At 36.9% G+C, this 12873-nt stretch carries 7 protein-coding genes and 1 riboswitch; of the genes, 1 reads left to right on the top strand and 6 read right to left on the bottom strand.

Annotated features, from left to right (window positions below):
* The 3 genes from AC4PID_RS09460 to AC4PID_RS09450 form a co-directional block, all read right to left on the bottom strand.
* On the bottom strand, window positions 1-2112 hold the full coding sequence (locus tag AC4PID_RS09460) for a diguanylate cyclase (RefSeq protein WP_492135329.1): 2112 nt from the start codon (window positions 2110-2112) through the stop codon (window positions 1-3).
* 13 nt (window positions 2113-2125) lie between these two features.
* A complete protein-coding gene (locus AC4PID_RS09455) occupies window positions 2126-3556 on the bottom strand; it encodes an extracellular solute-binding protein (RefSeq protein WP_492135328.1) in 1431 nt (476 codons plus the stop codon).
* A gap of 203 nt (window positions 3557-3759) precedes the next feature.
* Complete coding sequence (locus AC4PID_RS09450) at window positions 3760-6339, bottom strand: MSCRAMM family protein (protein WP_492135327.1); 2580 nt, start codon at window positions 6337-6339, stop codon at window positions 3760-3762.
* Window positions 6340-6364: 25 nt separating this feature from the next.
* A riboswitch (cyclic di-GMP riboswitch) is annotated at window positions 6365-6448 on the bottom strand.
* Window positions 6449-6646: 198 nt separating this feature from the next.
* Here AC4PID_RS09450 and AC4PID_RS09445 point away from each other — a divergent pair.
* Window positions 6647-7975 (top strand): MATE family efflux transporter, encoded by a 1329-nt coding sequence (locus AC4PID_RS09445; protein ID WP_492135326.1) that lies wholly within the window; start codon window positions 6647-6649, stop codon window positions 7973-7975.
* 6 nt (window positions 7976-7981) lie between these two features.
* On the opposite strand, the gene AC4PID_RS09440 is transcribed toward AC4PID_RS09445, so the two are convergent.
* The 3 genes from AC4PID_RS09440 to AC4PID_RS09430 all read right to left on the bottom strand — a co-directional run bounded on the left by AC4PID_RS09440 (window position 7982) and on the right by AC4PID_RS09430 (window position 12796).
* Entirely contained in the window at window positions 7982-10012 is a 2031-nt protein-coding gene (locus AC4PID_RS09440) for a sensor domain-containing protein (RefSeq protein WP_492135325.1), read from the bottom strand.
* 25 nt (window positions 10013-10037) lie between these two features.
* Window positions 10038-10994: a diguanylate cyclase domain-containing protein gene (locus AC4PID_RS09435; RefSeq protein WP_492135324.1), complete on the bottom strand. Its 957-nt coding sequence runs from the start codon at window positions 10992-10994 to the stop codon at window positions 10038-10040.
* A gap of 68 nt (window positions 10995-11062) precedes the next feature.
* Window positions 11063-12796, bottom strand: a complete 1734-nt coding sequence (locus AC4PID_RS09430) for a methyl-accepting chemotaxis protein (RefSeq protein WP_492135323.1) — start codon at window positions 12794-12796, stop codon at window positions 11063-11065.
* Window positions 12797-12873: the final 77 nt, after the last annotated feature.

Genomic DNA, 12873 nt, shown 5'->3' with positions numbered 1-12873 from the left:
TTATGCTTGGTACTGACTGATGGTATACGAACCCTTATTATAACGTTTAGAATCATAAAGCGCTTCATCGGCATAATGCAGCATCTCATCATAGCTTAAGCTTCTGTCAGACAACCAAAGTAAACCACCTGATATACGAACCGGCTTTAAGCTGCCATCTGGAAACACTGTTTTTCGCTCCTCTAAACGCATAAAAAATTGATTAACGGCTTTTATAAGTTCTTCCTTCGTTTCATAATCATGTAAAAGCATTACAAATTCATCGCCCGAACGCCTCCCCAATAGCATATGACCTTCTGGAGCGGTTTTCTTGAGATTTTCCACTGCGTTTATGATATAGACATCTCCCCATTTATGACCGTAAGCGTCATTGATCTGCTTTAAGAAATCAAGATCGAACATAAGGAGCGCATTTTCACCCTTAGCGATAGGAATAATCTTCTCCGCACGCCACTGGAACCCCTTCCGGTTGTATAGCTTCGTGAGTGGGTCTAAATCTCGATCCTGCTTGATTTGATTTTTCTCTAAAATTTCGTCAGTGACATCTTGAACCACACCCAATACATCGTTTTCAGTCTCTTTGATCATGACTTTTACCCAGCGGGTAGGCATGCCCATTAGTTTGTAAACATTTTCCTCTTCCGGTTCAGGATTTGAGAAAATACGTCCTAGCATTTCAGAAAAAGCTGATTTCTCACCACAAGATAAAATTTCGGATTCTGTAAGCTCCAGTATGTCGTAAAACTGATCAGTCACAAATACGGACTCCGTCTGCTTTGACATCTCAAATGCACCTATTGGAAGGGAAACAAGGTCGATTATTTTCGATAATCGAGATGCTGAATCCAGCATCATCTTATTCGCAGTTTCCACTGCAAAAGACAGTTCATCTAACTCTCTAAGCCCCGTTGTGCTAAGCTTTATGGTTTGCATTTGATTTGAATCTCTCACCTCTTTTGCAAGACCAATAATTGGCTTGGACATTTGATAGCTGATAATGATGCCACCCAATATACCGATGCCTATAGAAAGTGCGATAGAAATCTCTAATATTTGTGCGATACGGTTTACATAGCTGAGCAGATAGTCCGATCGCATAAATCCAATGAGGTACCAGTCCTCACTTTCAAATGGTGTGTTCAGTGCATACAACCCCAGTTTTTCATACGAAGCAAAGATTGCTTCATTTCCAAAGTGATTGGTTAGTCGATAAATCTTTTTACCCTCATCCTCTAAAGCAAGTTCAAGAGGCGTATCTGTATCAATTAATCTTTGTTGTAGTGCACCACCTGTTATTAAAGGGACGAGTGCTTCACTTGTCGATTCTTTATATGCAATAATATAGCCAAGAGAATCTCTCGGTTGTAAGTCTGTTGCAGGAAGAAACTTTGAAAGATAACTCACTGAAATTTCCACACCGACAACGCCAACAAGTTCACCTGAAAGGTCTAAGAGTGGCATCGAATAAGTGATGATGTCCATATCGCCATCCTTTAGCTTAAAAGGCTGACTCCAGTAGCCTACTAAGTTTGACTTGCTGGTAATCATCGCACTCTCAATTGGCTTTTGTATAAACGGTGTATTTTCCTCTGTTAACTGCAAATTGTACTGCCAGCCTTGATCTAGTGGAATCTGAAGATTTTTAGCAAGGTCAGAAGGGCCATTGACCATATACAAATCGTCATCCGTATAACCATTTGCAAGTGGATCATAGTCTCTAATATAGAGCGATGGGTATCTAAAATCTTGAACTCTTGACTCGTTTAAAATAATAAACGCACCAGTAACTTGGTTGGTTCTAAGCATTAAAATTAACTCATCTATTGATGCTTCAAAAAAGGCGTCATGATTGTCTGGATTTTCAGAAACGGCTTTTCGAATCGTCATAAGATAAGGACTGATATTCGTCCATCTATTTTTCATCTCTCTTTGTAGATAATCCCGCCTGTTATTGACCTTGTCGTAGAAGGTTTGGTAGGCATTTAACTCCGCTTGATTAAAAACGCCCCCAAAAACCAATAAAGCAACCAGTAAGATGGTCTGAGATAACACGATCACTAAGGTCATCATAGACAATCTCGACAGGATCGATTTTTTTTGCCACTTGATCATAAATAGTCTCCGATTATTTCATGATGAGCTCTGCTTCTGTCAAAAGATGATTGTACCAACTGTCAAAGTTAGTTTCAGAAATAAGCTCTCTTATTACTTTTTCTCTACTTTCACCAGCCGCCACTCGTTTATCCAGCGTGGTGATATCATTTGTTACCTTATCCAGTAGATCTGCATCTAAAAAGACACGCATGTCATAGCTGCCGTTAAACGGCTTGCTGTTATAAAGGGTGTAGGTGTCAAACATCTTGATACTTGAAGCAATGGATTGATGGATTGCCGGATTTGTTCTTTCCGCTTTGTCAGATGCTTCGATAAGTTTATCTGAATCAATCGCGCTATTTTGAACTGGAAAATACCCAGTAGATACAGCAAAATCAATATTTTGTTCAGGACTTGTCAACCATTTTAAGAACAATGAAGCAGCGTACTCATGTGCATAGTCACTTTTACTGATACACATCCCTGCACCCTGCTGGATGGCAATCTTATCTCCCGATTCAAAATAAGGATATGGCAATACCAGAGGCTCGATTTTATACACCGTTTGATCTTCTTTAGTAACCTCTGTAGGAAAATAGCCAGCACCAGCTGTCGATCCTGTATAAGCAATTACAGTTCCCGTCTTTGCATCATCGGAACTAAAACGACCTGTCTTTGCATAATAACCGTTGATATATGGTACATAATAGTAATCCCAAATCAATTTTGCTTTTTCCTTCGATAAAGTCAGTTTCGCACTACCATCTTCATTATACGTGAAAATTTCTTCACCCATTTGCATAGCTGCGGCCATCATAAAATTCGCAGTAGCATCGAATCCAAAAAAGCTTTTACCGGTCTGCTCATAATAAAGCTTGGAAACGCGATAGAGCCCTTCCCAAGTCTGTAAATCTAGTTCCGACAAACCATTTTCAGTCGCAAATGGTTCCCAGTTTGTTTGATTGATGTATAAATTTTCACTTGATTTTGCTATCGGTAAAATATAATAAGTGTTATCAGTGACAAATTTGCCTTCTTCTAAAAATTCACTTCGATATAATTTTAGCTCCTCTTCTGTGAAATAGCTTGCAAGCGGGATCAAAGGTACAATCTGACTGACACGATAAGCATTGTCTGGATAGGATGCGAAAATGTCTGGCATCGGAGAAGAGCCGATTGCTTGATTTGCTGCATCAAACACCGCATTTGCCAATTGGTTAACATCTCCTTGGCTTTGCGCGTCGATAACAATTCCCTCTTCAAGACCAATGGTTTCATTGAATGTATTTACCAAAGCATCAAATTTTTCTTTAGTACTACTGTTATAATAATGCCAAATGGTCACTGTAATCGGTTTTTCTGGGTCCAGTGGATTCTTATTATTAGACTGAGCGCAAGCTGTTAAAATTGTCAGTAGCATTAATAAGAGGACAACTAAGCCTATACCTTTTTTCTTCATCATCATTACCTCTATTCTTATCAATTTTCAACTGTGAAAAGTAGATTAGCTATTTATATACCCAGAAATGTTTTAGTAAAATTGTTAAATTTGAAGTATTTTTATTATTCTCTCCTAGAGTATCATTTGGAAAAGGAAAAAGGAAGGGAAATAGCCCTTCCTTTTCACTTGTAACGCAATTTTTCAAATTCTATACTCTTTTACCCTTATTTTTTACTGTTTTTCTTCATATAAATACCAAGTAATGAAACCAAACTACCGATGCCATAATATACCTCTGGTCCAACTTGACCTGTCTGTGGTAAAGCAGGTCCAAGTGGTACGATATCAGTAATTTCTTCAGTTTCTTCAGCTGGTCCTAATGGAACTGATTCTACAGTGACATCCACCGTAGGTTCTGTCGTTGTCTCAGTAGGCAGAGTCGTTTCAGTAGGAAGCGTGGTTTCTGTTGGTAAAGTCGTTTCAGTAATCGTCTCAGTTTCAGTAGTCTCTTCATATCGATTTCTAAAGCTGACAGTAATACTTGGGAAATCACTATTAACGACAGCTTCCACGTCATTAGGCGTTTCAAGAACATAACCACTAACGGTAACCTCTTTTACATAGTACTCACCTGCAGGTACTGGATCAAACGACGCCTTGCCAGAACCCACAATTTGAATTTCTTGAAGGTATTCTGGGTTTTCAACCTCGAATAATCTGAAAGTGAACACCGTGTTTGCATTGCCGCCAACAAGTGTTTTTTCAACTTCTATATCATAGTTTTGAACGAATCGATTTACAAACAGAAGTCGTTTTGATTTAAAATCTTCATTGAGATCAAATGGCTCTTCTGGCGAACCATCACCTACGTAAAGCTCATAGCTACTGTTCGTTTTCGACTCGATAACTTTATAGTTTCCTGCAGGAACTGGACTAAACTTACCAACACTCCAAGCCTGAACCATAATAGTCTCTATTACCACATCCGGTTCACTTGTGTTATAAAGCTTGAACTCAAACGATGGTAAAACAGCTGTCGGTCCAATTAAGTTTCTGTACTCAGGGTTTTCATCATATAGTTCTTTAGAAACATAGATTTCATACAGTCTCGTAAACTTGTTGATGAAAGTAAGTGGTTCATTTTGAGTGAGTGGACCTACTGTGATTTCTTTGTCCTCTTCCCCAGGCTCAGCCACTTGTTCAAAGCCTTCTGGCATATTTTCTTTACGCTCTACAACCACATAATCACCTTGAGGGACAGCATCAAACGATTTGCTTTCCCCTACTTTTAGAGTCAAAGTTTGAAGGATGGTTGTGAGATCAAGTTTATTATACAAATCAAATGTGAACTCTACATCTGGATCTGGTGGCGTGTCAGAATCCTCAGATAGAACTTTTCTCACTTCAATAGGATAAGTTAAATAGGCATTTGTAAAGGTTGGAACTACTGTATTTACATCTGGTCCAACGATTACAGGGATATCGTTGTCGTTCATAAGCTCATAGTCAGTCGATCCCAATACCTCACGTATATAGTACTCACCAGCATCGACACTTGAGAAGGTAATCGTGCCTGCTCCTAAAATATTCTTTTCTTCCATTAGGGTATCAGGCCCTTCAGTGTTAACACGCCATAATTGGAATTTGAATATTTGTTGTGTTTCAGGCGAGCCCAAAACCACTTTAATCAATCGGATATTAAACTTATCTTTTTCATAATTGTTAGTGAAAGTAATTAGCGGACTAGGGTTGCGTCCATCTACTGACACAGCGCTTGGATTTTCAGTCACTGCTGTAAACCCATCTGGTAAATTAACCTCTTCAATTTTATATTGTCCTGCTGGTACAGGATCAAAATTAAAGACTTCATTTTCTTTAATTTTTGCTGTTTGTAGAATTTTATCACTGCTCACATCAATTAAATTAAAAGTAAATTCAATTCCTTCTGGTGGTGTATCTCCTGTAATGATTTTTTTAACTGAAATTGTATATTTCTCTGTATATTCATTATTAAAGGTGACAGTTGGCGAAAGATTATTTAATACAACTGTAACTTCTTGATCATTTGTAGTTACATGGTACTTATCAGGAATACTTACCTCTTTCACGATATAGTTGCCAAATTTTACATCTTTAAAGTAGCCCTCATTTGCACCCGTGATGGTAATTGTATCTATAGGACTTCCAAGTGGCTCTTTGTCTTCATAAAGCTCAAATGTAAACGTTGCACTAGTAGGTGGTGGATCACCTGATAGCGTTTTCAGCACTTTAATCGTGCCCTTGTCAGGTGTCTTTGTAAAGACGAAGAAGTGGCTAATTCCTTGTTGCGTTGGAATGACAAACTCTCCACTGGTTGCACCACCTATATTAAAAAGATAAGCGGTTTGATTTTCTTGACCCTCAATATAATAAGGCGCTTTATCAGGTTTGAAATTCCCCGTTTTTATAAAGAAATAGCTGATCGGTGAAGTAGATGTCCAAGACCAATTTTGTGGTTTAGGTGGTTTAGGGTCTTTATCCACTCCATCTGGCTCATCGACATCAACTTTAGTAAAAACAACAGATCCAAATCCGTAATCATATGATTTACCTTCGACTATAACTTCGTCAAACTTTACACAGTTATAGTCTGATACATCTAGATAAATACTGCCTGAATCTGAATTAAGAATGTCATGATCCTTGTCAGGGTTATTACCTTCTACAACTTCGCCATTTGTAGCAGCAAACACTGTTGGGATCATAGATACGATGATAAGAACCGTCATTGCTATCGCTAGATAGCGTTTAAACCTCGCTTTCATAATTACCCCTTTCTTAAAACATCGTTTTAAGAAAAGCCGGTTGCACTATAAGTTCCATGCATTTAAAGTGCCCACATAAAAAATGCACTTCATCACTTCTTTTCAAGTTCTTTATACCTCTGGTAGATGTATACCCTCACAACGTGACATAAGTAGGACATCTGTGTGACATATGCGTGACATAACATAAATTATGCAAACCGGCTCCAGTTAAGACCACAGTTGTATCTGTCAAGCTGATAGTGCTGGCCCATTTTGGGTATTATACCTTATAACTAAGAAAACCTTAATTGATAAAGAGGTGCAAATGGTTCCAGAGGATTATACGAAGGGTAATATAAAAAAACAAATTTTAACCATGGCGATCCCCGTGAGTATTGGCATGTTTTTCAACACGATGTTTAATGTAGTTGATACGTTTTATGCGGGCAAGCTAAGTACGTCATCACTTGCAGGTATGTCCTTATCCTTTTCAGTCTTTTTTATGCTGATTGCTATAACTGCAGGGATTAGTACTGGTCTTTCTGCACTTCTTTCTATCGCTGCAGGAAAAAAAAATGAAGAGGAAGTACGAGTCCTCTCAGCAAATGGCATCTTTCTAACCTTTATCGTAAGTATCCTTTTTTCTATTTCAGGAATTGTGCTTTCACCCATCTTACTATCTGCTTTAGGTGCAACTGGAGACACACTTGGTAAAGGGGTGCAATATCTGAGAGGGATTTATGCTGGTACTTTGTTCTTTGGACTTAATTCCGCCTTCAACGCCTTACTTTCATCTAGAGGTCTAACAAAGCCATACAGAAATTTCCTCATTATTGGATTTATCATGAATATCATTCTAGATCCACTATTTATCTTTGGTCCATTTGGACTTCCTAAAATGGGGACATTTGGCGTTGCACTTGCTACGGTGATCGTACAATTGACAGGGAACTTTTATCTTGCGCTAAAATGTCGTAAGCTATTGGGTTTAAGGCGAATAGAGTTCAACTTGATTCAGTTTAAAACAATTAAAAGCATTTTATCTCAAGGCATACCAGCTTCACTCAATATGATTACGATTGCACTTGGCATTTATGTTATTAATTACTTCATCTATCTACATGGCGATGATACTGCGATTGCAGGGTATGGCGTTGCCGTTAGGATTGAGCAAATTGCATTATTACCTGCTATAGGTCTAAACACTTCTGCACTCACAATTGCTGGTCAAAATTTTGGTGCTGGTAATCATGAAAGAATTAGACAAACCTATCATGAAAGCCTTAAAATTGGCATCTTGATTATGACAATTGGCATGTTGATCATCTATCCTTTTGCCTCCCAACTCATTCGATTATTCAATAGTGATTCAAACGTTATTTTCGAAGGTGCTAGATACCTTCGGATAGAGTTTCTTGCGTTCAATGCTTATATTATTCTGAACATTGGCTTATCTATTCTTCAGGCAATAAAAAAGCCTCAATTTGCCGTATGGATCGGCTTATTGAGGCAATTGATGCTACCTATCATTTTATTTCCTTTACTGGGAACATTTTTTAAGCTTGGGCTTATTGGTATTTGGTGGGGTGTTGTCGTTACAGCCTGGATTGGTGCGCTGATCTGTATGGGAATTACCCATCACTACACGAAATAACACCTCTTATGTTTTCACTTCTAAGAGCGTTAATATGCCTTTCTCATCCACTGGTTTTGAGAATAAATACCCCTGACCAAAATCACATTTTATCTCTTGTAGGAGCTCTAGCTGTTCAATGCTTTCTATTCCTTCTGCAATTGTTACGATATTTAGCTGATTGCATAGATGAACGATTTGCTTAACAATTATTAAATCTCTTGGTTGATTGACAATTTTATCAACATAGGATTTGTCAATCTTTAGACTATCAAATGGCATATGACTCAGATAATTCAATGATGAGTATCTTGTCCCAAAGTCGTCAAGTGCGATTTTAAAGCCTAATGCTTTTAGGTCATTAACCTGTTTCAAGCTATTGTTAAGGTCATCTATTAAAGAGTGTTCTGTTAGTTCAAACTCGATAGTGTTAGGTAGAATATCAAATTCTGTCTTTGCTTTTCTCACAAACTCTATGAAAATATCAGATAAAAGCGTTTTCGATGAAATATTAATGGTTGTAATGACGTCCTTACCTTTCAAGTTATTTTGAACAAACTCAAAGGTCGTTTTAATTACCCACTGATCCACTTTCAGTATCTGCTCTGTTTCTTCAGCGATAGCGATCCACTCCCCAGCAGATACCTTAATCGTTTTATCTTTCCATCTGATGAGTATCTCTATGGCACGAACAGTTTTGGTATCAAGGTGATAAATCGGCTGAAAATTAAGTTCAAACGCATTCATTTGAATCGCATCATGGATTAATTTTTCAATTTCAACTCTATTTTCAAAATCCTTTTGATAGTTTGGATGATAAACACTTACATTTGAGATGCCTTTATTTTTTGAGTGATGTAAGCTCAGATCTATATTTTTGTAGATCTCTTCAATGGTCTTACAGTCCTCAGGGTATTTCACTATCCCCACACTAACTGTGGGATTATAATCCACCATTTCGTACTGCCAAGGTTGTGTTAGCTCATTTGTAATGATTGCTATAACTTGATTTATTCCATGGATTGAGGTGTCTTCATTTACGATCATAAACTCGTCTCCGCACCATCTAAATAAACCATATTTTGAAAAATGCGTTTTTAATCGTTCTGAAAATGCATGGAGAAACAAATCACCGTATTTGTGACCATAATAGTCATTGATGTTTCTAAAGTTATCAATATCTAAATAATAAACCGTAAAGCCTTGGCCTTTCTCAATCAAGTTCTGCACAAACTGTTCAAAAACCACTCTATTTCCTAGCTTAGTTAGCGAATCAGTGTAGGCATGTTCAAAAGCCTTCCTTTCATTCTCCTTCTCAGCAGTGATATCGATGCCAAATGATACGACTATTGGTTTTCCTGACTTTTGATCTTGAATTAAAGAATCATTCCAAATCATATCAAAAATATGACCCGACTTTGCTTTCACCTTATTTTCAAAATTTGAAACATTGTAATTTTCCTTCAGGCCTGAAATGATATCTGTCACGATGATTTTCTCAGAGTCAGGTAAGATGACCTCAAACCATTTCTTACCAATCAACTCGTCTTCACTATAGCCTAAAAGCTCTATAAATCTATTGTTCACTTCGATAATTTCACCTTTAAGGTTCCACACCAATATCGCGGTATTACTGTTGTTATAGATTTCGTAGACATATTGCTTTTGTGATACCAAATCATCCATAGTTTGATTTAATTCAAAAATCTTATCGTTTAATTCACCACTCATGGCTACGAGCTCTTCTGAGTAAGATACTAAATCATGATTTTTAAGCGTGATTGCTTTGATTAACTTCGAGGTCTTATCATAATATGTTCGAACCAAGAAATACAGTATCAAAGAGGTCAAACCAACAAAAAGCATCCCTTTATAGGTTTGAATTGCAGTGTATGCGTCTGGATTTTTCACTGTAAATGATAGGAAACTATCTGAGAAGATGATCCAAGTAAAGCCAAATATAAGATAGATGATAATGATTTGCCATGGGTAGCCTTCAAATTTTACTGGTGTCTCCTCTAGCAATTTATCATCTTCTACTTTGTATTTATTTTTCATTACTCCTCCTAAACAAAAGATTCACCTAGATTTCCCATTCAACAATCTCATTGTTTAATGCTTTTTCAAGGCGCGAAATACTCTTAAAATATGAGAGATATAATTCTTCATCATTGGTATGTTCATTTGTACTATGATTCTTACCTTTCAAAATAAGGGTTTTAATCTGCATACTTGCATTAATTGTAAAATGCTTGTACTTATAATTATTTACTTGTTCAAGATAATATTGTACATCAAAATTTGAACACGGAATAAAAGCCATAATTTGATTTTCAGAATATCGGCAAGCATAGTCCTTACTCTCTATCAAGCTAAAAAAGTAATTTATAAAATCCAAACAATAATCGTTTGCCCAAATTGCTCCAAATGTATCTTTAATCGGTTGATAGTGATTAAGTTCAATTAGCATTAAATACGCTTGACCATCGGCATTACAATTTTCACTAATATCTCTAATCACATTTTCGTGAAACTGAGTCTTTTCCTTATTATTATCTTCATAATGTAATAACGCATCCATTTCAAGATTGATTTGGTATTTCGTACTTTCTGAAATGTCATTGATATAAATAACAAGATTCAGTTCTTCTTTGATAATGATAGGTACAATGGACATATCCAACCATTTATTCTGCGATAACCCACTTTTAACAAATGTCTTATGGACTTTAATATCCTTTATTGGGCGGTGGTATTGTATTGCATTTTTTATTGAGTTTCTAATTTTACAATTAGAGCATTGGCGTTTTGTTCCACAGGCATCCGCTTCATTTGAGACGATTTGACAGTTAAATAAGTTCCCAAATTGCCTAGACTCGCTTTCAGGAAAGTATTCAAAATAGGCTTCCATCACTTCATTTGCATAGACTACTTCAGTCTCTGCATTTAGTAAAAGCATACCTATGGGTGCATGATCAATGAGATTATATAAGGTTTTAGTATAAGTCATTTGGCTTTTTTCTTCATATTCTGGTTTCATCATTGCCTACCTTTATAAATATCAAGAGGGGACTTCCCCTCTTGAACTGTTAAAGATTCTCTTTTAGTTTAAATTTTAAATACATTGACATTATTATTGAGTTCCTCAGCTAAGGCAGCTTGTACATTTGCAACCTTAGAGACTTCATCAATAGCCTTAGTAACTTCCTCGACGTTCCCTGTAATCTCTAAGCTACTTGCGGTTGCTTGTTCAATAGCACTGGCTACTGATTCTATCGCTGTGTTGATATGATCGATGGCAGTGTTTATTTCTCCCGCACTGAGATTAAAAGAATTCATAGAATGACTGACATACTCAGCATCTTTAAGATATAAATCTCCAGTTTCTACAAGTACATCATAGTCCGCGATTACTTTTGTGTCAATAAATGTAAGCAGCTCATTTGAGTTTGATGAGAGATCATTAAAAGCAACATTAACTTCTTCTACTAGAATATTTATTTGATCTACTGATTTACGAGATGCTTCAGCTAGTTTTCTTACCTCGTCCGCAACTACAGCAAATCCTAAACCATGCTCGCCAGCACGCGCTGCTTCGATAGCTGCATTTAATGCAAGTAAGTTAATTTGCTCCGAAATTTTCTCTATAGATTCTGACATGACTATGATTTCTGAGACGACTTTACCTCGTTCGATAGAAGCGTGGATTTCTTTTTGTCTGTCTTGATAGATATTGATTGCATTATCTCTTGCTTTTTCAGCACCTTCACGCAGCTTTGAAGCTCTATTTGCAATCTCCATTGAATTCATATTACCTTCTTCAGCTTGATTTACTAATGTTTCTGAGAAGTTTCTAATTTGTATACCTGATGAACTTATCTCTTCTATGGCTGCAGATGTTTCTTCCATACCCGCTGCAATTTCCTGTGTTGACGAGTTTACATTTTGCACTTGAGCGTTAATTTCCTCAACTGTTGCACTTAATTCTTGGCTTGTAGAAGTTACTTCCATACTGTTTCTATTTATGGTTGTAAGTAGCGTCTTAAGCTTACCTGTCATTTCATCAAATGCTTTCGCAAGTTGACCCACTTCATCTTTTCTACTCGTGAACGCTTCATTTTGACTTTGCCTAAAGTCACCTTCTCTTAAGTATTCAGCTTGTTTGACTGTTTCTTTAAGACCTCTGACGATATTTCTAGTAATTAATAATCCAATAAAAATGGCTAAAAAAATGCTCGCTGCGGTTAAAATAAATGTAGTCGTTCTACCCATTATCATATAAGCATCACTGTTATCTTTAAGCTCTATTGCAATTTGGTTATTCATATCCTTTAGATCTGCTAAATCATTTTCTGTTTGCTCTCTGAGCTCTGCAGCCGTTTCGTTAAGCTTAATAGCTTGACTGTATTTTTTTTGTGATACCAATGAGATGATTTCCTCACGGTATTGTCTGTAGGCAGTGTTTGAAGATTTAAAGGCTTCTAGTAGCGCAAGCTCGTCCTCATGTGGGTTGCTGGCTTCATATTCTTCAATTAAATCATTGTTCTCTGTAGCAATACGATTTAGTGTCTGAGTGACGTCGCTAATGATACTATCTACATTACCAAGCTGAGATTTATAAAGTAGCTCCCCCATTTCAAAATGAGCTTCTGCTTGGTTAAGCTGAATTTTCCCTAGAATCGCGTTTGGAATTAGCCTCTCTGAATATAGTTCTTCCAAATAACCGTCCACTTTTTGTGTCACCATCATCCCTACGACTCCTACTACAGCAGTAATAATCGCAACTAAAATAAAACCAGAAATAATTTTTGTGCCCGTTTTTAAATTGTTAAACCCCTTCATAAATTTTCCTCCCTCATTTTTTATAACAAAAAAACCGACCTTAAATATGTCATATGACATATTAAGATCGGTTTTAC

It is taken from the genome of Fusibacter sp. QWL-12, assembly GCF_058683495.1.
This window is presented reverse-complemented; position numbering and strand designations above follow the sequence as displayed.

Coding starts and splice junctions, on each gene's coding strand:
- AC4PID_RS09450 (WP_492135327.1), bottom strand. CDS start 6,339: ATGAAAGCGAGGTTTAAACGCTATCTAGCGATAGCAATGACGGTTCTT.
- AC4PID_RS09430 (WP_492135323.1), bottom strand. CDS start 12,796: ATGAAGGGGTTTAACAATTTAAAAACGGGCACAAAAATTATTTCTGGT.
- AC4PID_RS09445 (WP_492135326.1), top strand. CDS start 6,647: ATGGTTCCAGAGGATTATACGAAGGGTAATATAAAAAAACAAATTTTA.
- AC4PID_RS09435 (WP_492135324.1), bottom strand. CDS start 10,994: ATGAAACCAGAATATGAAGAAAAAAGCCAAATGACTTATACTAAAACC.
- AC4PID_RS09460 (WP_492135329.1), bottom strand. CDS start 2,112: ATGATCAAGTGGCAAAAAAAATCGATCCTGTCGAGATTGTCTATGATG.
- AC4PID_RS09440 (WP_492135325.1), bottom strand. CDS start 10,012: ATGAAAAATAAATACAAAGTAGAAGATGATAAATTGCTAGAGGAGACA.
- AC4PID_RS09455 (WP_492135328.1), bottom strand. CDS start 3,556: ATGATGAAGAAAAAAGGTATAGGCTTAGTTGTCCTCTTATTAATGCTA.